Origin of the sequence: Paractinoplanes durhamensis (assembly GCF_016862175.1) — a bacterium.
Lineage (GTDB): Bacteria > Actinomycetota > Actinomycetes > Mycobacteriales > Micromonosporaceae > Actinoplanes > Actinoplanes durhamensis.
Genome location: NZ_BOML01000058.1, coordinates 191,801 through 217,037 on the forward strand (window position 1 = coordinate 191,801; position 25,237 = coordinate 217,037).

The 25,237-nt window shown below is 69.9% G+C and carries 22 protein-coding genes; 9 read left to right on the plus strand and 13 right to left on the minus strand.

Annotated features, from left to right (window positions below):
• Positions 1–151 precede the first annotated feature (151 nt).
• The 5 genes from Adu01nite_RS36310 to Adu01nite_RS36330 form a co-directional block, all read right to left on the minus strand.
• Positions 152–1,279 (minus strand): outer membrane protein assembly factor BamB family protein, encoded by a 1,128-nt coding sequence (locus Adu01nite_RS36310; protein WP_203733824.1) that lies wholly within the window; start codon positions 1,277–1,279, stop codon positions 152–154.
• A gap of 118 nt (positions 1,280–1,397) precedes the next feature.
• Complete coding sequence (locus Adu01nite_RS36315; protein WP_203733891.1) at positions 1,398–1,955, minus strand: DUF305 domain-containing protein; 558 nt, start codon at positions 1,953–1,955, stop codon at positions 1,398–1,400.
• 20 nt (positions 1,956–1,975) lie between these two features.
• A complete protein-coding gene (locus Adu01nite_RS36320) occupies positions 1,976–2,764 on the minus strand; it encodes a lytic polysaccharide monooxygenase (RefSeq protein ID WP_203733825.1) in 789 nt (262 codons plus the stop codon).
• Between the two features lie 55 nt (positions 2,765–2,819).
• Entirely contained in the window at positions 2,820–4,088 is a 1,269-nt protein-coding gene (locus Adu01nite_RS36325) for a sensor histidine kinase (RefSeq protein ID WP_203733826.1), read from the minus strand.
• Entirely contained in the window at positions 4,085–4,771 is a 687-nt protein-coding gene (locus Adu01nite_RS36330; protein ID WP_203733827.1) for a response regulator transcription factor, read from the minus strand. Before Adu01nite_RS36330 ends, Adu01nite_RS36325 begins: the two co-directional genes overlap by 4 nt.
• A gap of 36 nt (positions 4,772–4,807) precedes the next feature.
• Here Adu01nite_RS36330 and Adu01nite_RS36335 point away from each other — a divergent pair, with 36 nt between their 5' ends.
• The gene (locus tag Adu01nite_RS36335) at positions 4,808–5,398 is read left to right on the plus strand and encodes a DNA mismatch repair protein MutL (RefSeq protein WP_203733828.1); all 591 of its coding nucleotides are present in this window, start codon (positions 4,808–4,810) and stop codon (positions 5,396–5,398) included.
• A 40-nt stretch (positions 5,399–5,438) separates the two neighbouring features.
• On the opposite strand, the gene Adu01nite_RS36340 is transcribed toward Adu01nite_RS36335, so the two are convergent.
• On the minus strand, positions 5,439–7,394 hold the full coding sequence (locus Adu01nite_RS36340) for a carbohydrate-binding domain-containing protein (RefSeq protein ID WP_203733829.1): 1,956 nt from the start codon (positions 7,392–7,394) through the stop codon (positions 5,439–5,441).
• Between the two features lie 261 nt (positions 7,395–7,655).
• On the opposite strand from Adu01nite_RS36340, the gene Adu01nite_RS36345 reads away from it, so the two are divergent.
• Both Adu01nite_RS36345 and Adu01nite_RS36350 read left to right on the plus strand, forming a co-directional pair.
• Entirely contained in the window at positions 7,656–8,063 is a 408-nt protein-coding gene (locus Adu01nite_RS36345) for a phage holin family protein (RefSeq protein WP_203733830.1), read from the plus strand.
• Positions 8,060–8,629: a DUF3618 domain-containing protein gene (locus Adu01nite_RS36350; protein ID WP_203733831.1), complete on the plus strand. Its 570-nt coding sequence runs from the start codon at positions 8,060–8,062 to the stop codon at positions 8,627–8,629. Before Adu01nite_RS36345 ends, Adu01nite_RS36350 begins: the two co-directional genes overlap by 4 nt.
• A gap of 23 nt (positions 8,630–8,652) precedes the next feature.
• On the opposite strand, the gene Adu01nite_RS36355 is transcribed toward Adu01nite_RS36350, so the two are convergent.
• Both Adu01nite_RS36355 and Adu01nite_RS36360 read right to left on the minus strand, forming a co-directional pair.
• Positions 8,653–9,087, minus strand: a complete 435-nt coding sequence (locus Adu01nite_RS36355) for a hypothetical protein (RefSeq protein ID WP_203733832.1) — start codon at positions 9,085–9,087, stop codon at positions 8,653–8,655.
• 14 nt (positions 9,088–9,101) lie between these two features.
• Positions 9,102–10,238: an acyltransferase family protein gene (locus Adu01nite_RS36360; RefSeq protein ID WP_203733833.1), complete on the minus strand. Its 1,137-nt coding sequence runs from the start codon at positions 10,236–10,238 to the stop codon at positions 9,102–9,104.
• Positions 10,239–10,413: 175 nt separating this feature from the next.
• Here Adu01nite_RS36360 and Adu01nite_RS36365 point away from each other — a divergent pair, with 175 nt between their 5' ends.
• From Adu01nite_RS36365 to Adu01nite_RS36380, 4 genes are read left to right on the plus strand one after another with little or no spacing between them, the layout of a single operon-like run.
• The gene (locus Adu01nite_RS36365) at positions 10,414–11,022 is read left to right on the plus strand and encodes an OB-fold-containig protein (protein WP_203733834.1); all 609 of its coding nucleotides are present in this window, start codon (positions 10,414–10,416) and stop codon (positions 11,020–11,022) included.
• Positions 11,022–13,019 carry a flotillin family protein gene (locus Adu01nite_RS36370; RefSeq protein ID WP_203733835.1) on the plus strand — a complete coding sequence of 666 codons (1,998 nt, stop codon included), beginning with the start codon at positions 11,022–11,024 and terminating at the stop codon, positions 13,017–13,019. Before Adu01nite_RS36365 ends, Adu01nite_RS36370 begins: the two co-directional genes overlap by 1 nt.
• Positions 13,016–17,824: a DNA repair ATPase gene (locus Adu01nite_RS36375; RefSeq protein ID WP_203733836.1), complete on the plus strand. Its 4,809-nt coding sequence runs from the start codon at positions 13,016–13,018 to the stop codon at positions 17,822–17,824. Before Adu01nite_RS36370 ends, Adu01nite_RS36375 begins: the two co-directional genes overlap by 4 nt.
• A gap of 24 nt (positions 17,825–17,848) precedes the next feature.
• Positions 17,849–18,178 carry a cupin domain-containing protein gene (locus Adu01nite_RS36380; RefSeq protein ID WP_203733837.1) on the plus strand — a complete coding sequence of 110 codons (330 nt, stop codon included), beginning with the start codon at positions 17,849–17,851 and terminating at the stop codon, positions 18,176–18,178.
• On the opposite strand, the gene Adu01nite_RS36385 is transcribed toward Adu01nite_RS36380, so the two are convergent.
• Positions 18,166–18,543: a MerR family transcriptional regulator gene (locus Adu01nite_RS36385; RefSeq protein ID WP_203733838.1), complete on the minus strand. Its 378-nt coding sequence runs from the start codon at positions 18,541–18,543 to the stop codon at positions 18,166–18,168. The genes Adu01nite_RS36380 and Adu01nite_RS36385 overlap by 13 nt on opposite strands.
• 60 nt (positions 18,544–18,603) lie before the next feature.
• Between Adu01nite_RS36385 and Adu01nite_RS36390 the strand changes: the two genes are divergently transcribed.
• A complete protein-coding gene (locus Adu01nite_RS36390; RefSeq protein ID WP_203733839.1) occupies positions 18,604–19,299 on the plus strand; it encodes an SDR family oxidoreductase in 696 nt (231 codons plus the stop codon).
• Here the strand turns inward: Adu01nite_RS36390 and Adu01nite_RS36395 are convergent, their stop codons facing one another.
• On the minus strand, positions 19,300–21,159 hold the full coding sequence (locus Adu01nite_RS36395) for a glycoside hydrolase family 30 beta sandwich domain-containing protein (RefSeq protein ID WP_203733840.1): 1,860 nt from the start codon (positions 21,157–21,159) through the stop codon (positions 19,300–19,302).
• Positions 21,160–21,354: 195 nt separating this feature from the next.
• Here Adu01nite_RS36395 and Adu01nite_RS36400 point away from each other — a divergent pair, with 195 nt between their 5' ends.
• A complete protein-coding gene (locus Adu01nite_RS36400; RefSeq protein WP_239132960.1) occupies positions 21,355–22,626 on the plus strand; it encodes a ThuA domain-containing protein in 1,272 nt (423 codons plus the stop codon).
• Here the strand turns inward: Adu01nite_RS36400 and Adu01nite_RS36405 are convergent.
• Genes Adu01nite_RS36405 through Adu01nite_RS36415 form a run of 3 tightly spaced genes read right to left on the minus strand, consistent with a single transcriptional unit; the run spans position 22,623 to position 25,235 of the window.
• Positions 22,623–23,438 carry a phosphate ABC transporter ATP-binding protein gene (locus Adu01nite_RS36405; protein ID WP_344520333.1) on the minus strand — a complete coding sequence of 272 codons (816 nt, stop codon included), beginning with the start codon at positions 23,436–23,438 and terminating at the stop codon, positions 22,623–22,625. The genes Adu01nite_RS36400 and Adu01nite_RS36405 overlap by 4 nt on opposite strands.
• Positions 23,439–23,451: 13 nt before the next feature.
• Positions 23,452–24,462, minus strand: a complete 1,011-nt coding sequence (locus tag Adu01nite_RS36410) for a sortase (RefSeq protein WP_239132961.1) — start codon at positions 24,460–24,462, stop codon at positions 23,452–23,454.
• A complete protein-coding gene (locus tag Adu01nite_RS36415; protein WP_203733842.1) occupies positions 24,459–25,235 on the minus strand; it encodes a hypothetical protein in 777 nt (258 codons plus the stop codon). Before Adu01nite_RS36415 ends, Adu01nite_RS36410 begins: the two co-directional genes overlap by 4 nt.
• Between the last annotated feature and the right edge of the window lie 2 nt (positions 25,236–25,237).

Genomic DNA, 25,237 nt, shown 5'->3' on the forward strand with positions numbered 1-25,237 from the left:
GGCGCTTAGGTAGCCCAGGCAGCGTGGTAGATCAGCCCCAGGTCTACTCGTGGTCAAGACGAAGGCCCGGAGCAATCACAGTGCCCCGGGCCTTCGTCTTGCGCACTTTACGTGCCGAGAAAGCGTTGCCGACCAGTCACGCCTAATACGCCTACGGCGCGAAGTTCGACAGCACTCCGTCGTTCACGGTGTATAGGTGGCCTCCGGTGGCGATCTGGCGGCCTGCCAGTGCCTTGGGCTGGGTGATTACGGCGCCTGATGTTGGGGACAAGATGGGGCCGCCTGTGTAGAGGAGGCCGCCTGCTCGGGCCGGCTGGGTGCCCTCGGCGGGCAAGGCTCGGGACCACAGCGGGCGGCCGCTGTTGATGTCCAAGGCCTCGGCCGTGTGGTCGTCCATTCGGTAGAGGCGGCGGCCGTCGGTGGCCAGCAAATCCGAAGCCTTGTTTGGGGCGGTCCACAGCACCGCGCCGGTGGTGGCCTTGATTGCGGACATTGCGGCGCCGTTCGTCACCAGGAAGCGGTCGGCTGCTGGGGTTGCGGCCTTGGCCTCCCACAACGCCGGCTTTGTCCACAGCAGAGCTCCCATGGTGATGGACAGGGCTGACGTCGTGTTTCCCTTGTTCACCAAGATGCGGCCGTCTGCGGAGACGCTTGACGCCGCGTAGTCGACTCGCTTCCAGGCCTGCTTGCCGTCGGAAACCCGGTAGGCGACCACGGCCTGCTCGTCGGACGGGGATTCGCCCGAAACTACGACCATGCCCTTGTCGACCACCACCGTGTAGATGGGCATATCCGAGTCCACCTGCCAGCGGACCTTGCCGGTCGCCAAGTCCAGGGCCACCAAGGTGCCGTCCGGGTCGCTGTTGGAATTGCAGTCTCCGTTGGCGGAGATCACCGTGTTTCCCGACGCCGCCAGCACCGCCGTGTCCGAGTCGCCCGGGTCCACCCAGTCGTAGTGCCACGCAGGCGCGCCCGTGGCTGCCTGGAACGCCGAGATTCCCAGCTGGTCGGTGGTCACCACGCGGCCGCCTGCCACCATCGGGGCGCTGAAGCCGCCGCACGAACCCTCGTGCTTTCGCAACGCCACCGACCATTTCTTGGTCAGCTTCGCGATCGAGGTCGCGTTGATCGCGCTTTCGCCCGGGTTGTAGTAGCTGTCCTCGGCGTCGTAGCCGGGGTGATCCCAGCCTGCAACGGCGGCTTCGGCCCGCGCAGGAGAGCAGGCAAAGGCCAGAGCGAAAGACAAAATCCCTGCTTGAGTACGGCGTAAAGCAGTCACGGCACAGCCCCTTTTGTGGTGATTTGCGCACGTAACCTATGCACGCCCACCCGCCACATGAGGGTGAAACGCCGAAAGGGCGGCCCAACGTACAGGCCGCCCCCGGACGAAGGAACGATCAGCTGTTCATCAGCGTCAGCATCTGCTGGACCTCAGCCTGGCGAGACTCGCGAACCCTGCTCGCGAAAGCCTTCGCCTCCGCGTTCGCACCGTTGGTCGTCTCCAGGTGGGCCATCTCGATCGCGTTGTGCTGGTGGGCCAGGAAGAGGTTCAGGAACGCGGTGTCGAACGACGCGGCCGACACCGTCTTCAAGGCCTTGATCTCGGCCGGACCCGTCGCCGGCAGGCCGCCGTGGTCGGCATGCAGGCTCACCGATGTGTCTACGTCGGTCGGCTTGGCCCACTGGGTCAGCCACGCCTTCATCATCGACAGCTCGTCCTTCTCCGTTGCCTGCACCGCCGCCGCCAGCGTCTTCAGCTGCGGATTTGCCGCCCGCGACGTCGCCGTAGTGGTCATCTCCAGGCCCTGCTTCTGGTGGTAGACCATCATCTGCAGGAACATCACGTCGGTGTCGTTGAATTTGTCGCCGGCCTGGATCTCGGCGACGCTCTTGGCGGTGACGGTGGGGGCGGGGGAAGCAGCCGTCCCGCAGGCACTGAGCGCGAGCGGCACCATCAATGCGACCAGAAAGCGCCTCACAGCGGCAGCCACAGCGCGAGCGTGTAGATCGACGGCTCCCAGCTGTTGATCGAGCTGTGCGACTGCCGGCACTGGTAACGCACGCCCTGATAGGTCACCACGTCACCCGTTTTATACGAAACTCCGGGCGCCCACGATGAGCCGCCGACAGCAGGCGGAGCGGTAGTGGTGGCAGTCGGCGCGGAAGTGGGTGCCGAGGTGGTCGGAGCCGTAGTCGGTGCGGAGGTGGGGGAAGAAGTGGCCGGAGACGTGGTGGGAGTCGAGGTCGACCCGCCGCCCACGTTCAGGTCCACACAGCTGTAGAAGGCGTTCGCCGTGTCCCCGATGTTCCAGACGGCCAGCACCGTGTGCTTCCCCGGGAACTTGCTCAGGTCGATCGTGTGCGACACCACCGCATCAGGCTGGGCATTCCCGCCATCTACCGTCGCGATCTTGGTGCCGCCGATGAAGTACTGCCAGTCGGCGGTCCGGTGCCGGGCGGTCATCACCCAGGTGAAGGTGACCGAGTTGCCGACCGACTTGGCCGGCCAGTTGCGCGACTCGTCCGACAGGACCGACCACGTCGAAACGCCGCCGTCGCAGGACTGCCGGCCCTTCGGAGCCTCCACGCTCTGTGGCTCGAACTGGATCTGCCCGCAGTCGGTCACCGCGCCCGACGCGCACAGCGCCTGCCGGGACGGCGGCGTCGAGACGTAGCCGTGGGCGAACGCGGGCGACACGACCGCCAGACTCGTGCCGACCGTGACGCCGAGGGCTACCAGGGGGTAAGCAATTTTCCTGCGCATGCGGAGCAGGTTAGGGAGCCGGACCATAAAGGCTCCTTAACGAACCCGGAAGGGATCATGAAGGAGCGAACAGGATGCCCACCCGGGCTCCGCCGAGCGGGGATCGGGCGACCACCAACCGGCCGCCGGACTCCTCGGCGGCCCGCCGGACGATGTCCAGGCCGAGGCCGGTGGAGCCGGCGCCGCTGACCCCGCGCTGCACGGCCCGCGACGGATCGGCGATCCCCGGGCCGGCGTCGTCGACCAGCAGGCCATCGGGCGAGATATGCACCCGGAACGCGGTTCGCTCCGGCGTGTGTGAGAAGACGTTGCCGAGCATCGCGTCGACCACCAGGATCAGCTCGCTGTGCGACTGCGGCAGCATCACCGGTACGTCGCCGCCAACCACCTCCCATGGGCGTTCCTGGTCCTCGGCCAGCACCGACCAGAAGGCGAGCCGATCGGCCAGCACCTCGACCAGGTCGGTGCGTTCGCCGGGGCGGGCCCCTACGCCGAGCCGCGCGCCGGTGATGATCGCCTCCAGCTCCGAGTCGAGCAGGTCGCAGGCCTGGCGCATCCGGTCGGCTACCGGGCCCGGCGGCATCGCCTCGGCGTCGAGGCGGAGCGCCGTCAACGGCGTACGCAATCGGTGGGAAAGGTCGGCAGCCAGCTCGCGTTCCCGGTCCAGGAGGCCGCGGAGGTCGTCCGCCATGGTGTTGAAAGCGTTTGCCGCGTCGCGCAGCTCGCGCGGGCCGATCGGCTCGACCCGCGTCTTCAGGTCGCCGCCGCCGAGGCGGCGGGTCGAGCCGGCCAGTTGCCTCGTGGCCTTGACCATCTTGCTGCCGAGGCGGTCGGCGAGCAGGACCGAACCGGCCACCAGCACCACCGCGAGTCCACCGAGGACCAGCCAGGCCATCGCGACACCGCGCCGCATCTCGGAATTGGGGACGTAAACCTCGACCACCACCGTGCGGCCGTCGGTCAGGACCGTCGGCTGCAGGTAGGCGACGCCGTCGGGGGCGGACGCCAGCACGGACCTGCGGTCCTGTGCGGCGATGGAGATCTGGGCGGCGTCGGTGTGCGCGATGCCGATCGGGTCGACGTCCGGGAGGTGTACGGCCAACCGGCCCGCACTACCGGCCGTGGTACTGGCCACCGCGTTGGTCAGCAGGGTCGGGTCGGCGTCGACGCCGAGCACCGTGACCAGCGATGTCGCCTGCTGGCGGGCGTCGCTGACGGCGCGGTCGTGGGCGATCTGCTGGGTGGCGACCGCCAGGGGTACGAGGAAGGCCAGCGCGACCATCGACGTGATGGCGAGGGCCAGCCGGTTGAGGGCCCACCTCACCGCGGATCGACCATCATCACGCCGACCCCCCGCACGGTGTGCAGGAACCGCGGCTGGGCGGCGGTCTCCCCCAGCTTTCGACGCAACCACGAGATGTGTACGTCGATGGTCTGTTCCTCGCCGATCCGGGCCTGGTTCCAGACCTCGTTCATCAGCTCCCGGCGGCTGATCACCTGCCCGACGCGTTCGGCCAGGTAGGCGAGCACGTCGAACTCGCGGCGGGTGAGTTGCAGCGGCTGCCCGCGCAGCTCGGCCTTCCGCTGCCGTGGGTTGATCACCAGCTCACCGACGGTGATGTCCTGCACGGTCTGCTCGGGTGCGGTGCGGGCGCGGCGCAGCACCGCGTTGATCCGGGCCAGGATGTGGCCGCCGGAGAACGGCTTGGTCACGTAGTCGTCGGCGCCCGCGCTGAGCAGGCTGATGATGTCGGCCTCGGAGCGGCGGGCGGTGGCCACGATAACCGGCACATCGGACACCGAGCGCATCATCCGCAGGGCGTCGGTGCCGTCGATGTCGGGCAGCCCGAGATCGAGAATCACGAGGTCGGGCCGTTCCTCGGTGACGATCTTCAGAGCGTCGGCGGCCCGGCCCACCGGCCGCACCACGTGCCCGGCGTCGGTGAGCGCGCGGGACAGTGCGGCCGTGATGATGCGGTCGTCCTCGACCAGCAGGATCAGCGCCATGGCGTGCAGCATAGGTGTAGGTGCGATCATTGCCGCGTGGGATCTTCCCGGTGGGCTCCGATCGCGGGCTGGGCGGCGGCAACGGCCACCAGCATCGTGCTGGCCAGCACGGCCATCCTCCCGGTGCTGCGCACCACCGCGCCGCAGGACGGCGCCCTGGCGCAGCTGCCGGCCGGCCAGTCGGTCAGCTTCCCGGCGCCGCTGCCCGCGGTGACCGAGTCGAAGCCGGCCGAGTCGCCGTCGACCACGTCACCGACGAGTCGCCCGCCGCGCACCACCGCGCCGGCCGTCACCGGCAAACCGACCACCACGACGCCGTCGACCAGGACCACCACCCCGCCGACCAAGACCGAGGACGGCTGGACGGTCACCACCGCGGCCGACGGCCTGCGCACCTACGTGCGGTCGTTCCAGGTGGAGGGCGGCCAGGCGGTCATCCGGATGACCTCGGACGGGGTGGTTACGCTGGTCACGGCGACCCCCGCCCAGGGGTACGCGGTGCAGAAGGTCCAGGACTCCCCGGACAACATGGCCGTCTACTTCAACGAGACCAACCACAGCTTCATCATTCACGCCGTGTGGTGGGACGACCGCCCGTTCGCCGAGGTCAGCGAGGTCGGGCAGTAGGGACGGGCGGCCCCCGGTGGAGGCCGCCCGATAGCGCCGCTCAGGCAGATTCCGAGGGTGACGGCGTATCCGACGGGATCGGCGTCGCCGAGTCCGACGGAACCGGCGTCGCCGAGTCCGAGGGAAGCGGCGTCGCCGAGTCCGAGGGAAGCGGCGGGCCGCTGGGCCACGGACCGCTCGGCCAGGGGCCACTCGGCCGCGGACCGCTCGGCCGCGGGCCACCGCCACCACCAGGACCGCCGCCGCCTCCGGTGTTGCCGGCGGCCGTGCCGGAGGTGAGCTCGATGACCGGTGTCGCGCCGGTCAGGTCGCCACCCGCGTAGAGCCCCTCGCCGAGCGGCGTGCCGGTCGCGGTTCCGCCGCTGTAGAGCAGGTAGTGGGTGCCGGTCACCACGTCGGCCGAGGAGAACAGCACGCCCTGGAAACCCTTCGTGGTCTCGTACGCGAGCAGCGGCGTCCCGTCCGCGGAAGCCAGCTGCACCAGGGTCCCGGCCGGTTGGGCGGCGTCGAAGCCGTACAGCACCCAGCCCTGCCCGGCGGCGGGCAACCGGCTGGTCACCGCGCTGATGCCGGTGGAGACGACGGTGCCGCCGCTGAAGGTGAGCGCGCCGTTGGAGTCGAGGCCGCCCTCGCCACCACCCCGGGTGGCCGAGCCCTTCACCACGACCACGCCACCGGCGATGGTCAGGGCGCCGTTGGAGTCGAGCCCGTCGGTGCCGCCGTCGACGACGACCGTGCCGCCGGTGATCTCGATGAGCGCGTTCGGCGCCGGTTCCATCTCGCCGACCCCCTCCTCGGTCGCGTTGAAGGCATCGTCGGTCTGCGAGACAGCCCGCACCGTGCCCCCGCTGACCAGGATCTTCAGACCCTCGATCCCCTCGTACGAGCGGTTCACAGCGACCGACCCGGCGCTGACCGCGACGACGCCGTCGGCGTGGATGCCGTCGTCACCGCTGGCCACGGTGAGACTGCCGCCGTCAACGGTGACCGTGTCGTTGGAGTTCACCCCGTCGTCGGTGGCGTCGACGGTGACGGTGCCGTCGCTGACCACCACCGAGGTGCCGGCCTTGAGGCCCTTGGTGGAGGCGTCGGCCGCGGCCCCGGTGGTGCCGACCGCGAGCGATCCGCCGTCGACCAGCACGTCGGTCGCGGCGGAGAGCCCGTCCCCGCCGGTCGAGGTCGCCTGCACGGTGCCGCCGTTGACCGCGATATACCCCGCGGTGACGTCGGTGTCGTTGTCCGACCGCAGCGCGTCGCCGCCGGCCGTCACCGCGAGGGTGCCGCCGTTGACCACCAGGTAGTCCTTGCCGCGGACCCCGTCGTCGACGGCCTGCACGGCGATCGTGCCACCGTCGATGACCAGGCCGTCCTTGCTCGCGATGCCGTCCTCGAAGTTGCCGGTGACGGTCAGCGAGCCGGACCCGCCGATGGTCAGGTCGGCCGCGCTGAACAGGGCCGCGTTCGGCCCGTCCACGGCATAGGTGGTCGCGTCGGTGAGCACGTTCGCCGAGCCGGGCGCGAGCACCACCTCGGCCGCGCCGGCGGCGGCGATGACCAGCGGTGCGCCGGTGGAACTGCTGATGTCGACGCCGGCCAGGACGAGCCGGACGAGGCCGGCGTCGGGGCTGTCCACCACGATCTGGCCGTCGGTCAGGCGGCCGCTGATCCGATAGGTGCCGGGCGAGCCGATCGTCACGGTCGCGCTGGCGACGGCGACACCCGGGCCGGCCGCGCGCGCCGAGCCGCCGGTCAGCCGGATCTGCCGCTCGACCGGCCGCCGACCAGGGTGTTCGTCCGGGCGGCGGCTGTCGTGGTCGGGCCGGTTGTGGGCGCGGGCGGCCGCGGCGGCGGTGCCGGGAGCACCGGCCGCGGCCCGCGGCGAGGCCACGGCGGTCGGCGGTGCGGCCGCCATCGCTACCGCCGAGGCGCCGGCCAGGGTGATGGCGAACGCCGCGGCGGCCGCGGGCAACGCGGCCCGCGGGATCTTGGGGGTCATGAACAGGGTCCCTTCTGAACACGGCCAAGCTGATCCAGGACCACCGGTTGGTGAACGCGGGGTTACCCGGAGTTGAAATCGAAACTTATCAATGCAAAGGGCCGTGGCCGGGGACCGGAACCTCATGGTTACCCGGGAGTTCGCTATGAATTGACTATGTTCGATTGATGCGGTTCAGCATGCCAAAACGGGTGATTTCGCAGGTCAGCCGATTACCTGCGGCGCCGCCGGGTATCTGGTGGGCTGAGGAGGCAATCGCGCATGACGACGCATACCGAGCAACAGTCGACCGCTGACCTGGTGCGGCATATGAGTGAGCAGGTCTCGACGCTCGTCCGGGAGGAGTTGGAGCTCGCCCGGATCGAAATGGTCGAGAAGGGCAAGCGCGCGGGCATCGGCGCCGGCCTGTTCGGTGCGGCGGGCACTCTGGCCCTCTACGGGCTCGGCGCGCTCTTCTTCACCGTGGGTGCGCTGCTCGCGCTGGTCATGCCCGCCTGGGTGGCCGCGCTGATCGTGACCGTGCTGCTCTTCGGCTCGGCCGGGGTGGCGGCGCTGATCGGGAAGAACGAGGTCGCCAAGGCGATGCCGCCGGAGCCCGAGGCCGCGATGGCGAGCGGCAAGCGCGACGTCGAGACCGTCAAGGAAGCTATCCGAGAGGGACGGACATGAGCGGCGACAACAGGACCGCGGACGAGGTTCGCGAGTCGATCCAGGAGACGCGGGCCGACCTCGGCGAGACGGCCGCCGCGCTGGCGGCGAAGGCCGACGTGAAGGCCCGGGTGCAGCACGCCGCGGCCGACAAGAAGGCCGAGATCACCGAGAAGACCGCCGAGATCAAGGACGCCGCGGTCGAGAAGGCCGCCGAGATCAAGGACGCCGCCGCCGAGAAGGCCGCTCAGGTCAAGGCCGTGGCCGCGGAGAAGACCGCACACGTCAAGGAGGCCGCGGCGGAGAAGACCGCCCAGGTCAAGGACCTCGCCGCGGAGAAGACCGCGCAGGTCAAGGACGTCGCGGCCGAGAAGTCCGCGCAGGTCGCGGGGGTCCAGCAGGCGACCGCGCAGGCCGCCGGCCGACTGGCGAACCGGGCGAGCGAGGCCGGGCACGAGGCCAAGCATCAGTTCACCGACGGTCGCCCGGCCGACGTGGCCCGCCGGCCGCTGCCGATCGCCGCCCTGGCCGTCGCGGCACTCGGCGTCGCCGCGGTGGTAGTGGCGGTGCTGCGCCGTCGGCGCTGAAAACGAAGAGACGACGGCACGCCCTATGGCGTGCCGTCGTCGAGCAGGGCGTCTTCGAGGACCTCGTTGAGCACCCGGGCGTACGTTCCGGTCAGGTGGAACTGGTTGCGATAGACCAGGACGTAGAGGACCACCCGCTTCGCGCCGGCCGGATCACCGAAGACGCACGGGTCGTCGAGCCGGTCGGCGGCCGGGGCGGCCTCGCACTTCCGCGGGTCGAAGCCCAGGTCGTCGCCGGCCGCCGACAACGCCGGGGTCAGGTCGGCCGGCACCGCCCGGATGCCCGGCGCCCGGCCGACCGCGGCCAGCACCCCGGCCGGCGACCCCGAGGGCGGCGGAGCCGCGGACGGCGACGGCTCGACCGGCTGGGCGTCGGCGCAGCCCGCGACCGCGAGGACGAACAGACCCAGCAGAAGCAGAACGAGCGGGAAGCGGACCGTACGGGCGTCAAAGGGCATGCGGATCGGCGCTCCTAACCGCGGTAGATCGCCAGCGGTGCCGCGATGAGCAGCACCGCCATGGTGACGGTGAGCAGGTGGGACCGCTGCAGACGCGGGCTGCGCCGGAACGGGGTCTCCACGAGGAGGTGGGTCACGATCGCCAGCGCGACGCTGAGCAGCACCAACGCCAGTCGCGTCCGGCCGGACAGCGGCCCGTAGGCCTGCTCGGCGATGATCAGCGCCGGCCAGTGCCAGAGGTAGAGCGGGAAGGAGATCTGGCCGATCCAGCGCAGCGGCGCGACGCCGAGCACCGCGTCCCCGCGCCCGGCCAGCACCAGCACGGTGGCCAGCACCGGCAGCACCGCCGCGTAGCCCGGGATCGGGGTGCTGTCGTCGAAGCTGAGGGCGGCCACCACGATGCCGCCGAGGCCGGCGCCGGCCAGCGCGGTCGAGATTCCGGCCGGGATCCGGTCCAGGCGCTCGGCGACCAGCGCCAGCAGGCAGCCCGCGCCGAGTTCCCAGGCGCGGGTGGCCGGGGAGAAGTACGACCACGTCGTGCCGGCCAGCCAGATGGACCAGGCCAGCGAGCCGGCGACGACGAGGCCGAGCACGGCGGGGGTGGTGTGCCGCAGGCCGAGCCAGATCAGCAGCACGACCAGGGCCGGCCAGGCGAGGTAGAACTGCTCCTCGACGGCGAGCGACCAGAAGTGCTGCAGCGGGGACGGCGCGGACTGCGAGTCCAGGTAGTCGACGCCCTGAGCGGCGAAGTTGACGTTGGCGGCGAACAGCGCCGCCCACCGGCCGTCGGCGGCGATCTCGTCGCCGCGCAGGAAGCCGAGCCAGTGGTGGCCGGCCGCCACGACGGTGACCAGCACCAGCGTCGACGTGGGCAGGATGCGGCGGGCTCGGCGGCCGTAGAAGCGCAGCAGCGACAGGCCGCCGGTCGCGGCCAGCTCGCGCATCATCAGCGCGGTGATCAGGAAGCCGGAGATGACGAAGAAGACGTCGACGCCGATGAAGCCGCCGCCGAGGCCGGGCACCCCGGCGTGGCAGAGGACTACCGCGAGCACCGCGATCGCGCGCAGCCCCTCGATGTCGGGACGGAACCTCAGGGTTGGCCCGGCCGCGCTGGCGGCGGCCGGGCGAACCTCAGTTGTCGTCTCCATCATCGGAACCGACGTTATGCTTGTTTAGTCGACAAAGCGGACGAAAAGCACCAGACCACGCGTTAGGCGAAAACTGCCAGGAAACCGAGACGGGTCCGTGACCTCTGTGCTATCACATTGACCTCGTTTGCGACCATGACGGTGGCGAGCAGGGCACGGACGGGGGCGTAACAAGATCATGAGCGGGTTCATCGGGGCTGCCTTGAGTTTCCCGACAGTCCTGTTCACGCCCCTGTTGATCATCGTGATCGGGTTCTGGATCGTGGTGATCGCCGGCGGCGCGGACCCGGACGCCGAGGGCAGCGGCGACCTGCTGGATTTTGCCGGGCTCGGGGGCGTGCCGGTCTCCGTACCCATCTCACTGTTGGTGGTTTTCGCCTGGTTCGGCAGCCTTTCCGGGGCCGAGTTCCTGCCGGGCTGGCTGGCGCTGATCGGGGCCCTGATCGCCGCCTGGCTTCTCACCCGGATCGCGACCGTCCTGATCAGACGGTTCGGTCCACTTCGTACCGATGCCTCCCGCAACGACTTCCTCGGCCGCACCTGCGTTATCCAAACGGGCCGCGTGACCAGCACTTTCGGGCAAGCCGAGGTCCGCGCCGACGACGGTTCCTCCGCCATCGTGCAGGTCCGCCAGGCCGGCGACGACGACCTGCACGCCGGCACTGTCGCCGTTCTCTACGACTATGACTCAGAGGGCGAGTTCTTCTGGGTAGTTCCCGCCGATATAGCCACTGGGCCTTCCCGCAGCGGAAAACCCCAGAATTTAAACCCTGAAGAGGACGCTTGATGGACGTTATCTCGACCGGTCTGGGCATTCTCGTAGCCGTCATCGTTCTCATCGCACTGGGCGCACTGTTCTTCCTGAGCCGGATGTTCCGCAAGGTCGAGCAGGGCAAGGCGCTGATCATCTCGAAGGTGCGCCGGGTGGACGTCACCTTCACCGGCGCCGTCGTGCTGCCGGTGCTGCACAAATCCGAGATCATGGACATCTCGGTGAAGACGATCGAGATCGTCCGGACCGGCCGCGAGGGCCTGATCTGCCGGGACAACATCCGCGCCGACATCCGCATCACGTTCTTCGTGCGGGTCAACAAGACCACCGAGGACGTCATCAAGGTCGCCCAGGCGATCGGCACCGCCCGGGCCAGCAACGAGACCACGCTGCAGGAGCTGTTCAGCGCGAAGTTCTCGGAAGCGCTCAAGACCGTCGGTAAGCAGCTCGACTTCGTCGATCTCTACACGAAGCGGCACGAATTCCGCGATCAGATCATCGAGGTGATCGGCACCGACCTCAACGGCTACAGCCTGGAGGACGCGGCGATCGACTTCCTCGAGCAGACGCCGCTGCTGTCGCTCGACAGCAAGAACATCCTCGACGCGCAGGGCATCCGGAAGATCACCGAGCTGACCGCGATCGAGGCGGTCCTCACCAACGACTTCCGGCGCAACGAGGAGAAGGAGATCACCCGGCAGAACGTCGAGGCCAAGGAGACGATCCTCGAACTCCAGCGCCGGCAGGCGGACGCCGAGATCAAGCAGCGCCGCGAGATCGAGACGATCCGGGCCCGCGAGGAGGCGGAGATCGCCCTCGCCCAGGCCGAGGAGATGCTGCGGTCCGAGGGCGCCAAGCTGAAGACCCAGCAGCAGCTCGGCGTGCAGGAGGAGAACAAGGCCCGGGAGATCGCGGTCGCCGAGAAGAACCGCGAGCGGGTCATCGCGATCGAGACCGAGCGCATCGAGAAGGACCGGATGCTCGAGGTCATCGGCCGGCAGCGGGAGACCGAGCTGTCCACCATCGCCAAGGACAAAGAGGTCGAGGGTGAGCGCCGGGCGATCGCCGAGGTGATCCGGGAGCGGATCGCGGTCGAGAAGACGGTCGCCGAGCAGGAAGAGATCATCAAGCGCCTGCGGGTGGTCGAGGAGGCCGAGCGTACGCGTCAGGCCGTGATCATCAACGCCGAGGCCGAGGCGCAGGAAGCCCTGGTCAAGGACATCAAGGCGGCCGAGGCGGCCGAGGCCGCGGCCAAGTTCAAGGCCCGCGAGGTGCTGCTGCTGGCCGAGGCCCGGCAGCAGACCGCCGAGCTGGACGCCCGCGCCAAGATCCGGCTGGCCGAGGGCACCCAGGCCGAGGCGGCCGCGGCCGGCCTCGCCGACGTGCAGGTGCGCGAGCGCAACGCCGAGGTGGTCGAGAAGACCGGCAAGGCGGAGAACGTGGTCGAGCGCGAGCGGATGCTCATCGCGGCCGACTCGATCAAGGCGAAGCTGCAGGCCGAGGCCGAGGGTCTGACCGACAAGGCGGGCGCGATGGCCGCCCTCGACGACGCCACCCGTGCGCACGAGGAGTACCGCCTCCGGCTGGAGATGGAGAAGGAGATCCGGCTGGCCGGGATCAACGTGCACAAGGAGATCGCCGAGTCGCAGGCGATGGTGCTCGCGAAGGGCCTGGAGAAGGCCGACATCGACATCGTCGGCGGCGACTCGATCTTCTTCGACAAGCTGATGGGCTCGATCACGCTGGGCAAGAGCGTGGACGGCTTCGTCGAGCACTCGACGGTGGCGCAGGCGCTCGGCTCCCGCTACTTCGACGGCGAGGGCGACTTCATGGGCGACCTGACCCGGGCGATCGGCGGCCTGAACACCGCCGACGTGGCCAACGTCAGCCTGGCCGCGTTCCTCACCCAGCAGATCAAGGCCGGGCGCGGCGACACCGGCAAGCTCCGAGAGCTGCTCGCCGCGGCCGAGAAGATGGGCATCGCCGACGCGAAGGTCCCGGCCAACCGGTGACCGAACTCGACGCCGGCACCTATGAGGTCCTGCGCGCCCGGCTGGGCGCGCAGGCCAAGGAATTGGCCGCCCGGGCCGAGACGCTGAACGACAAGCGCGTCGAGACGTTCGGCGGCCGGCAGATGAGCCTGCTCGGCACCGAGCGGGTCCGCACCGAGAACAACTGCGTGCCGCGGGACATCGCGCACGTGGGTGGGTCGATGCTGTTCGGCTACAACGTGTTCATCGGTCTCAAGGCCGAGACCGCGGTGGCCGACGTCTTCGCCGTGCACGACTTCGCCGACCAGAAGCTGACGCCCGGCAACAAGGCCGGGATCCTGGACGACCCCGGATTCCAACGCGACTTCGCCGAGCTGTACCGGTATTACCGGGACACCCGGCTGCTGCAGTTGCGCCGGCTCGAAGGGCTGCTGCTCGCGGTGTTCCAGACCGGGGCGCGCGGCGACGACCTCAAGGTGCTGCGCTGGCGGGTCGGCGTCGACGGCACGGTGTCCTACCTCGACAATCGGGGCGAACGGGACCACGTCTTTCCCCCGGCCCAGGACTTCGAGTGGAAGCCGACCACCCGGGAGCAGCACATTCTCGGGCGGCACCCGCACGTCTCGATCGAGGACGCGGTCTTCGTCGAGACGGTCGGCGGCACCCTCACCGTCAAGGTGGAGAACAACACCGAGGACGGCGAGGGCATCTTCAGCGAGCCCGTCGACGAGCCGCTGCAGAGCCTGGCCGACGCTTCCATCGCGTACGCCCGCATCGGTCCGTTGATCTTGCTCAAGATCCTTCCGTACAAGGAGACGCGCGAGCGGTACCTGGTCTTCAACACCCGGACCCGGGACGTGCGGCGGCTCGACGGGATCGGGCAGGCCTGCCAGCGGCTGCCGGAGGATCAGGGGATCATCTTCCCGGGCGGGTATTACCTGGCCACCGGCCTGGCCAAGACGTTCGACGCGGACACCGACGACCTCGAGTTCGAGCGGGTGCTGCGCAGCGTCAACGGCGAGGACGTGCTCTACGTCTTCCACGCCCGGGCGACCGGCCGCTATCTGCTGCTGCCCTACAACGTGATCCGCAAGGAGGTGGCCACGCCGATCACCTGCCACGGCTGGTCCCTCTTCGACGACGGCACCCTGATCGCGTTCCGCCACGACTCGGACGAACCCACCCGGGTCCACCCGATGCAGATCTGGCAGACCCCGTTCGTCTCCGACACGTTCGCGGCCGCGCAGCCGATCGGCACCGGCCCGCTCGACCGGATCGGCAACGCCGACCTGGTCCGGGGCATCGCCGACGCGCTCTCGGTGTCCCGGATGGTCGACGAGATGTCGCCGTCCGGGCCGGTCTTCGAGGCGATCATCGCAGCCTGCTCGCGACTGTTCGACAACTACTTCTGGCTGGGCGAGGCCGAGCTGGACGACCTGGCCGCGCCGCTGCGCGAGGTCCGGGCCACCGCCGAGCAGGTGCTCGACGAGTTCGAGTCGGTGCAGCAGCTCACCGCGCAGGCCACCGCCGCGGTCGACGAGGCTCAGGCGGCGGCGACCGCGCTGATCCGGCGGGCCCGCGGCGAGGTGCCGGCCGGCACCGACGGCTGGATCGGGCTGCTCGCAGCGCTGCGCCAGCAGCAGGGACACGCGGTCACGCTGCGCGAGGTGCGGTACGCCGATCTCGGCCGGCTCGACGCGCTCGAGACGCAGCTGTCCGAGGAGGTCGACGCGACCGCCCGGCGGGCCGTCGAGTTCCTGCGCCAGGAGGAAGCCTTCACCGGCTACCAGCGGGCGGTGGACGCGCTGGTCACCGAGGCGGCCGCGATCGCCACGGTGGCCGCCGCTCAGCCGGTCGCCGACAAGCTGACCGAGCAGGCCGACGGCCTGCAGGTGGTGATCGACGTGGTCGGCGGGCTGGACATCGCCGACGCCACCGTCCGGGTCGCCATCCTGGAACGCATCGGCGAGGTCCTCGGCGGCATCAACCGGGCCCGGGCCACCCTCGACGGGCGCCGCCGCGAGCTCGCCGCGGTCGAAGGGCGGGCCGCGTTCGCGGCCGAGTTCGCGCTGCTCGGGCAGGCGGTGACGGCCGGGCTCGCGGCCGCGGACACGCCGGAACGCTGCGACGAGCAGTCCGCCAAGCTGATGCTGCAGGTCGAGGGCCTGGAGTCCCGGTTCGGCGAGTTCGACGACTTCGTCGACCAGCTCACCGCCAAGCGCACCGAGGTCTACGAGGCGTACGCCGGCCGCCGGCAGGGGCTCATCGACGAGCGGCAGCGCCGGGCCGACCGGATCGTCGCGTCCGCCCAGCGCACCCTGGTCAGCGTGCAGCGACGGGTCGCCGGGCTGGCCACGCTGGAAGAGGTCAACACCTACTTCGCCACCGATCCGATGGTCGGCAAGCTGCGGTCGGTGGCGGCCGAGCTGCGCACGCTCGGCGACACCGTGCGCGCCGAGGAGCTGGACGGCCGGGTCAAGGCCGCCCGCCAGGAGGCCGGCCGGGCCCTGCGCGACCGACTCGACCTCTACGGCGACGGCGGCACCACGATCCGGCTCGGCCGGCACACGTTCGCGGTCAACACCCAGGACATCGACCTGACCCTGGTGCCGGACGGCCCCGACCTGGCCTTCACGATCACCGGCACCGACTACCGCGCGCCGATCCGGGACGCCGCCTTCATCGCCGACACCCGCCCGTTCTGGCCGCAGTCGCTGCCGTCCGAGACGGCGACGATCTACCGGGGTGAGTTCCTGGCGGCCGCGATCTTCGCGGCCGATCCGGCCCGTGCGGCGGCCGCGCTGGCCGACGGGTCCCTGCCTGATTTCGTACGGAGGGAAGCCGAGTCCCGGATCGACGAAGGGTACGAACGTGGCGTGCACGACGCCGACGCGGCCCTGATCCTGGCCGCGGTCCTCCGGCTGCACGCCGGCGCCGGACTGCTCCGGTTCGAGCCGTCGGTGCGGGTCGCCGCCCAGCTGTTCTGGGCGTTCACCGCCACCGCCGAGCAGCGCGCGGTCTGGGGTCTGCGGGCGGCGTCGCTGGCCCGGGCCCGGGACGCCTTCGGCAGCGCCCTCCCGCTCGCCGAGCTGGCCACCGAACTCGACACCGCGGCCGGGGCGCCGATCGGCGAATACCTGGTCGAGGAGCTGGCCGGCGGCACCCCCGGGTTCGTCACCGCGGCCGGGGCGCGGACCTTCCTCGACAAGTTCCACCGGGCCGGCCGCGGCTACCTCGACGACCTCGCCGGGCTGACCACGGTCGCCGAGAAGCGGCAGCTGATCACCGGCTGGCTGACCTCGTTCCGGCACGCGTTCGCCGACGCCGGCACCGCCGACGACCTCGCCGAAGCGGTCGCGATCGAGCTCACCGGCACCGCGCTGACCAGGTACGACTCGTCGGCGGCGCTGGACGCCACGGTCGAGGGCCTGCTCGGCGTGCACCCGCGGATCACCGGCGGCAAGCTGCCGGTCCGGCTCGACCGGTTCCTGGCCGCGACCAGGACGTTCCGGGAGACCGCGGTGCCCGCCTTCCGGTCGTACCAAAAACGGCGCAATGCCCTCGCGGTCGCCGAGCGCAACCGTCTTCGCCTGGCCGAATACCGCCCGGCGGTGTTGACCGCCTTTGTTCGCAACCGGCTGCTCGACGAGGTCTACCTGCCGCTGATCGGCGACAACCTGGCCCGCCAGCTCGGCGCGGCCGGCGACGCGAAGCGTACGGATCAATCGGGTCTTCTGCTGTTGATCTCGCCGCCGGGTTACGGCAAGACGACGCTGATGGAGTACGTGGCGAACCGGCTCGGCCTGGTCTTCGTCAAGGTCAACGGGCCGGCGCTCGGGCACGCGGTGACCTCGGTCGACCCGTTGTCGGCGCCGAACGCGACCGCGCGGCAGGAGATCGAGAAGATCTCGTTCGCCCTGGAGATGGGCAACAACGTGCTGCTCTACCTCGACGACATCCAGCACACGTCGCCCGAGTTGCTGCAGAAGTTCATCTCGCTGTGCGACGCGCAGCGGCAGATGGAGGGCGTCTGGGAAGGCGATACGAAGCGGTACGACCTGCGCGGGAAGCGGTTCGCGGTGTGCATGGCCGGCAACCCGTACACCGAGAGCGGGCAGCGCTTCCGGATCCCGGACATGCTCGCCAACCGGGCCGACGTGTGGAACCTCGGCGACGTGCTGTCCGGCCGCGAGGACGCGTTCGAGATGTCCTATCTGGAGAACGCGCTCACCTCGAACCCGGTGCTCGCGCCGCTGGCCACCCGCTCCCGCGACGACCTGCCGCTGCTGGTCCGGCTCGCCGCCGGCGACGACACGGTGCGGCCGGACCGCCTGTCGTACGCGTATTCGGCGGCCGAGCTTTCGCAGGTCCTGGCCGTGCTGCAGAAGATGCGAAAGGTGCAGCAGGTCGTGTTGCGGAACAACCAGGCGTACATCGCGTCGGCCGGGCAGGCCGACGAGTCCCGCACCGAGCCGCCGTTCCGGCTGCAGGGCTCCTACCGCAACATGAACAAGCTGGCCGAACGCATCGTCCCGGCAATGAACGACGACGAGGTCGAGACGGTCCTCGACGACCACTACGCGGGCGAGGCGCAGACCCTGACCACCGGCGCCGAGGCGAACCTGCTGAAGCTGGCCGAGCTGCGCGGCCGGCTGACCCCGGCCCAGGCCGCGCGGTGGGCCGAGGTGAAGGCGGCCTACCTGCGGGCCAAGGCGCTGGGCGGTTCGGGCGACGACCCGATGAGCCGGGCGGTCGGCGCGGTCGGCCTGCTCGCCGACCGGGTCGGCGACGTCTCCTCGGCGATCGGCCGCCTCGGCTCATCTTGATCATGAGCCGGTAGGGTCCACGGTATGGAGATCTTTCGGCTTGCCGACATTGCCGTGGACCACTCGCCGGCCGGGGACGACGAGGTGGTGGCGGGGGCGCCGACGCTCGGCGCCACGCCGATCACCAGGCTCGGCGGGACCGAGGTCGAGGTCGGCGTCTGGGAGATGAGCGTCGGGGCGGTGCGTGACGTCGAGGTCGACGAGGTGTTTCTGCTGCTCGCGGGCGCTGCGACGATCACCGTTGACGGTGCGGCGCCGGTGGCGATCTCGGCCGGGGATCTCGTGCGGCTCACCGCCGGGACCAAGACCGTCTGGGAGGTCTCCGCGCCGCTGCGGAAGCTCTACGTCGCGTAGTCGGCGATCGAGCAGCCGCTTCGGGCCGGGTCCTCGGTCAGCTCGATGATGGCGTCCAGGCGGTCGCGGGTCTGGATCAGGTCGGTGATCTGGCGGTCGATGCGGTCGCGCTCGGCCGACAGCTTGGCCCGGGACTCCGGGGTGCTGACCTGGGCATCCACGCACGGGAGCAGCTCGGCTATCGTGCGGCTGGCCAGGCCGGCCGCATACAGGTGCTGGATCAGCTGCACCCGGTCGACCGCCGGGTCGGCGTAGTGGCGCTGGCCGCTTCCGCTGCGGCCGGCCGCCAGCAGGCCCTGCTCCTCGTAGTAGCGCAGCGCGCGGACGCTCACGCCCGCCTTCGTGGCCAGCTCGCCGATCCGCATGGGTGACTCCGATCGCAGTTCTTGCCTCTGACGTCAACGTCAGGTTCTAGCGTAGCTCTTATGCAGATTTCCGGATCAATTGCCCTGGTCAGCGGCGCCAACCGTGGTCTCGGTCGCGCCTTCGCCACCCAGCTGCTCGAGCGCGGCGCCACCAAGGTGTACGCCGCCGCCCGCCGGCCCGAGACGATCGACATCCCGGGCGTCGTGCCGCTCCAGCTCGACATCACCGACCCCGACTCGATCGCCGCGGCCGCCGCGACGGCCAACGACATCACCCTGCTCATCAACAACGCCGGCATCTCCACCGGCGCCAACCTGATCAGCGGTGACCTGGAGACGATCCGCCGGGAGATGGACACCAACTTCTGGGGCACGCTCAACATGATCCGGGCGTTCGCGCCGCGGCTGGCCGGCGGCGCGATCCTCAACGTGCTCTCGGCGCTCTCCTGGTTCGCCTACGACGGCGCCGGTGCCTACGGTGCGGCCAAGGCCGCCACCTGGAATCTGACCAATGGCGTACGCCTTGAGCTCGTGGCCCAGAAGACGCTGGTCACCGGCCTGCACCTCGGGGCGGCCGACACCGACATGATGGCCGACTACGACGGGCCGAAGATCGCGCCGGCCGCCGTGGTGAAGGCCGCCCTGGACGGGATCGAGGCGAACCGGCTCGAGGTCGTCGCCGACGACTGGAGCGCCCACGTGAAGGCGTCGCTCGCCAACGACCCGAGCCAGTTCTACCCCCAGACTGTCCTTTAACTAGCGGTAAGCGCGGACGTCGGCGACCGACCACCAGCTGTCGCTGCTCGCGGTCAGGTTTATACGGACATATCTGATTTGTCGCCCGCGCAGGTCGACGGTCGTGAACTGGCCGCTCCCCATTCCGGTGACGGGAGCCCAGTGCACGCCGTCGGCCGACGCGGTGATCGTGTAGCCGCGCGGGTAGTCGCCGGTCGAGGCGCCGGTGTCGAAGACGAGCCGCCGCACCGACTGCATCCGGCCGAGGTCTACCTGCAGGTACTGGCCGGGTTGCTGGGCGGCGCCGGTGCTGAAGCGGGTGCTGGCGTCATCGTCGACGGCGCCGGCCGGCACGTCGCCCGTACCCAAAGCGGTCCAGCCGGTCGGGGTGATCGGCCGATCAAAGCTGCCGACGTGGCCGCGCCAGACGAAGGTGGCCAGCGAACCGCCCGGCAGCGTGTAGCTGAACTGCCGATCGCCGATCCGGACCGCGACCGCCTGCGGGTTGTCATTCTCGTTGTGCGCGACCACGACCGTGCTGCCGTCCGGGTTGACGAACGCGACGTCCATGACCTGGCCGTTCCAGCCGGTCGTGCCGAACGACGTGCTCGCCACCCGGGTCGCCCCCGGCCGCACGAAACGAGCCAGATGGCCGAGCGTGTAGTACTCGGCGTTTCGGCTCACGGAAGCGCCGACCGTGATCACGCCGGTGCAGGTGCCGCAGCCGCCGGTGTGCGGGCCGTTCGTCTCGTCGAGCGCCAGGTTCCAGTTGACGGCGGTCTTCGCCCAGTTCCGGGTGTTGCCGATGATCAGGTTGCGGGCGTGCCACTTGAGCGTGTCGGAGAACGTCAGCGCCGGGTCGCCGGACCGGCTGCCGGAACACTCGGTGAAGTAGATGTCCTTCGCCGGGAACTCGTCGTGCAGGGCGGTCATCGCGCTCGGGTCGCCGGAGTAGCAGTGGTAGGCGGTGCCGGCGATCCAGCGGGCGGCCGGGGTCGCCAGCAGCTCCTGCGGGTAGTGGTTGATGTCCGCGGTCTCGTCGGGCGGGGTGTTGGCGGCGTCGTTGGGATGTTCGGCCCAGTTGTGGTCGTACCCAAGAATCTTGGTCTTTTCGAAACGCAGCATCGGGCCGAGCTGCTCGATCACCCTGGCCGCCTGCCAGGACGGCAGGTCCATGCCCGGGTAGCCGGACGGCGCGCGGTTCTGCGGTTCGTTCTGCAGGGTCAGGTAGTCGATACGGACACCCTCGGCCCGGTAGGCCTGGACGAACTTCAGCAGGTAGGACGCGTACGCGCGGTAGATCGCCGGGCTGTCGATCAACCGGCCGCCAACCAGTGAGCCGTTGGTCTTCATCCAGGCCGGCGGGGACCACGGCGTACCCATGATCTGCAGTGAAGGGTTGAGGTGTTTCGCCTGGCGGAGCAGCGGCAGGATCTGGGCGCGGTCGTGCGCGACGCTGAAGTGCCGCAGCGCGTAGTCGGTCTGACCGGCGGGCACGTCGTCGTAGGTGTAGGCCGGCTCGTCGGTGAAGTCGGAGGCGCCGATCGGCTGGCGCAGGAAGTTGAGCCGGTCGGCGGCGAAGAGGTCGGTCATCGCGGCGTTGCGGGCGGCGGGCGCGAGCCGGTAGAGCACAGCCGCCGACGAGTCGGTGATCGAGGCCCCGAAGCCGGTCATCGTCTGATATTTCCGGGCGGGGTCCACAATGATCGTCGGCGTCGTGGTCTCCGCCGCCTTGCCGAACTCGACGGTCCCGGCGTCGGTCATCGCGTAGGCGCCGTCCGGCGAACTGATCCAGACGCGCGCGGTGGCACCCGAGACGGGAGGGGACAAAGCGGTGCCCAGGACGAGTGCGGTCAGGGCTGCGGTTCCGAGGCCGGCCATGCGGTTCTCCTCGCTGTAACAAGCAAGAAACCTTTCGATATTGCTATCAGCCGATGCCGTTCGCCGCCACCCCCATCCTTCGGAAGTTAATTTAACTATTAGGTGACTTAACCTTGTGGGCCGGGACATCGATGCCTGAGGATGTGCGCAGCGGCGCCGCGTCCCCAACCGCTACTCATCCCCGAGGTATCCACCGTGTCTCGAAGACTGATCAGACGTGCCCTTGTCGGGGCGATCGCCCTGCTCACGGCGGCCGCGACCGGGCTTGCCGTGCACTCCGCCAACGCCGCCGTCGCGCCCGCGTTCAAGGTGCTCGCGTTCTACAACGGAACGTGGGACGCCGCGCACATCGACTTCGACAAGGAAGCCAAGGAGTGGTTTCCGCAGGCCGGCGCGCAGTACGGCTTCAGCTGGGAGGCCACCACCGACTGGAGCCGGCTCAGCGCGAGCGGGCTGGCCGGCGTGCAGGTCGTGATGTTCCTCGACGACGGACCGCCGGCCGAGCGCCGGGCCGCGTTCCAGACCTACATGCAGAACGGTGGCGGCTTCCTCGGCTTCCACGTCAGCGCGTTCACCACCAGCGCGAACGACTGGAGTTGGTACTACAACACGTTCCTCGGCTCCGGGAACTTCGTCTCCAACACCTGGGGGCCGACCGCCGAGACGCTGAAGATCGAGGACCGCAACCACCCGTCCACGGCGGGGCTGCCGGCCACCATCCCGTCGTCGGTCAGCGAGTGGTACTCGTGGAGCAACGACCTGCGCAACAACGCCAACATCGACATCCTGGCCTCGCTCGACGCCTCGACCTTCCCGGTCGGCGACGACCCCAACCAGCAGTGGCGCAGCGGTTTCTACCCGATCATGTGGACGAACAAGAACTACAAGATGCTGTACGCCAACTTCGGGCACAACGGCATGAATTACACGACCAATACGCGTACGTCGTCGACGTTCGCGAGTGCGCAGCAGAACCAGTGGTTGATCAACGGATTGCTGTGGCTCGGCGGAGGTTCGACCCCGCCCACTACCCCGACCACGCCTCCGGCCGGCTACTCCTCGATCGTCAACAAGAACAGCGGCAAGTGCGTCGATGCCCGCTCGGCCGGGACCACCAACGGCACCGCGATCCAGCAGTACGCCTGCAACGGCTCGGCCGCGCAGAAGTACCAGCTGGTGACCACGACCGGTAGCTACGTGCGGGTCAACAACCAGGCCAACAGCGCCCAGGCCCTCGACGTCACCGACGTCTCCACCGCCGACAACGCCAAGATCCAGACCTGGACGTACAGCGGCGGCCTCAACCAGCAGTGGCAGTCCGTGGCCGAGAGCGACGGCTGGTTCCACCTGGTCAACCGCAACAGCGGCAAGTGCCTGGACGTCCCGGCCGCGAGCACGGCCGACAGCGTCCAACTGGTGCAGTACACCTGCAACGGCACCGCCGCGCAGAGCTTCAGGTTGAGTTAGCCGAAGCGGCCGTTGACGTAGTCGGCGGTCCGGGGGTCGATCGGTGCGTTGAACATGTCGTCGGTAGGGCCGGACTCCACGATGTGGCCGGGGGTGCCCTGCTCGGCGAGGAAGAACGCGCACTGCTGCGACACCCGGGCCGCCTGCTGCATGTTGTGCGTGACGATCACGATGGTGACCTCTTCGCGCAGCTCGGCGATGGTCTCCTCGATGCGGCGGGTGGAGGTCGGGTCGAGCGCCGAGCACGGCTCGTCCATCAGCAGCACCTGCGGGCGGACCGCCAGCGAACGGGCGATGCAGAGCCGCTGCTGCTGCCCGCCGGAGAGCGCGCCGCCCGGCTGCCGCAGCCGTTCCCGCACCTCACGCCACAGGCCGGCCTTGGTCAGGCACTCCTCGACCAGGGCGTCCTTCTGCCCGCGGGACGCCCGGGTGCCGGTCAGCTTCAGCCCGGCCAGCACGTTGTCGTAGATCGACATCGCCGGGAACGGGTTGGGCTTCTGGAAGACCATCCCGATGTGCTTGCGGGCGTCGGTGACCTTGATGCTCGAGTCGTAGATGTCGGTGCCGTCCAGCCACACCTCGCCGGCCAGCGACGCGCTCGGGATGAGCTCGTGCATCCGGTTGAGGATCCGCAGGAACGTCGACTTGCCGCAGCCGGACGGCCCGATCAGCGCGGTCACCATCCGGGCCGGCATGGTCAGCGAGACCCGGTCGAGGACCTTGTGGTCGCCGAACCAGGCGGAGATCGAGTGCGCCTCGAGCGCCACGGCGTCGTAGGCCGACACCCTCGGCATCACGGCGGTTTCGGTCATCGGAGCTCCTCGATCAGATCAGGTTGGGCACGAGCTGGGCGACCTGGCCGGCCACCAGCACGCCGAGCAGGGCAAGGACGGGGACGCCGATCAGCCAGGCGTGCCAGGCGCTGAGCCGCTGCCGCAGCCAGGCCACCGACAGCGCGGCCGCGACCAGCAGCTGTCCCCACAGGACCAGCGGGACCAGCGCCATCAGGTCGATGCCCATCACCGCGTCCTTGGTCGGCAGCACCGCCGACGAGATGGCCAGCCGCGGCGTGTCCTGCGGCTCGCTGACCAGCTTGGCGTCCACCCGCAGCACGTCGGTCGGGGCGTAGGCCTGCCCGTCCGCCGTCACCAGGGTGAGCCGGCCTTCGCCGGCGGCGAGCACCGGTGGTTGCGGTTCACCGGTCCGGCGCACGCCGATTACTTGGTACGCGTGCTCGCCCTGCCCGTTGATCACGGTGATCCTGTCGCCCCCGCGGAGATCGCCGATCCGGGCGAACGGACCGCCGTAGGCCGCGCGCCGCCCCATCAGCACGCTGACCCCCTGCTGGCCGGGGAAGACGGTGTCCCGCCGGTGGCCGGGGCCGCGCATCAGGACGCCGCTGTCGGTGCCCTCGAAGACGACCTGCCGCACGCCCACCGCCGGGATGCTGATGATCGCGACGGCGGCGCCCTCGGCCAGCGAGTCGGTGCCGGCCTCGTTGAAGTGGCTGACCGGGGCGGTGGCCTGGGCGAGCTCGGCGCGGAAATTGGCGTAGGCGACCCGCTGGGCCCGCTCCTGGGAGAGCGCGCCGAGCGCGGTCATCTGCGCCACGAAGCCGAGCGCGATCGCGGCCAGGATGGTCAGCGCGGTGCCGACCGTGCGGCCACCGGTGTGCGGCGGCCGCACCGGCTGCGGTGCATCGCGCCGGCGCGGATCCGGTTCGGAGGCGACCGAGGCCGGCGGGGCGGGCGCGGGAGGTGGCGTCGGTCTGGCCTGTTCGGCCGGTGGCTCGCCGGCCGGCAGCGGCTCGGTGATCGTGGTGCTGATCGTGCTCACCACCGCGCCGGCTGCGGGCGGTCGAAGCGGCAGGTACCGAGGACGATCGCGCCACCCAGGATGAGCAGCAGGATGCCGATGACGAAGATCCCGCCGGCCGGTGGTCCGGTGAGCGGCAGCGTCGCCCCCGCCGTGGCGGTGGCGGTCGGGGACGTGGTCGGGGCCGCGGTGGTCGGATCGGTCGTCGGGTCCGGGCTCACCGTCTCGCTGGGCGTCGCGGACACCGACGGAGATGCGGATACCGACGCGGAGGCCGAGACCGACGCCGACGTGCTCGGCTCGGCGGTGCTGTCCGGGTAGACGTTCGCGCCGGTGACGTACGCGGTGGCGCTGGTGAAGTGCATATATCCGCTGTACGAGCCGCGCACGATCTGCTCGAGCCCGTCGATGCAGGCCAGCGTGACCAGGTAGTAGCCGGGCTGGACCGCGGTCAGGCCGAGGTCCTTCGCCGCGTCCAGCATCGTCATCGAGAACGTCGCCTCGATCGGCTCCTCGGTGCTGAAGTTGGCCGTCGTGTTCGGGGTGATCAGGAACGGGTCGGCGAACTTGCCGGGGCCGGTGACCGTCACGTAGTACACGTCGGTGCTGGCCGGGCAGCCGCCGGTGGTGAGCAGTCGCGGCGCGGTCTCGTCGGTCTGGCTGGTCGACGAGAAGGTGAGCGTGGTCGAGAACGTCGCCGCCCGGGCGGGTGACGCGAAGACCAGCGCCATCGCCCCGGCGGCCATGAGGATCACGCCGGACGATGCCGCCCAGGCACGGAAGGATCGCAGCACGG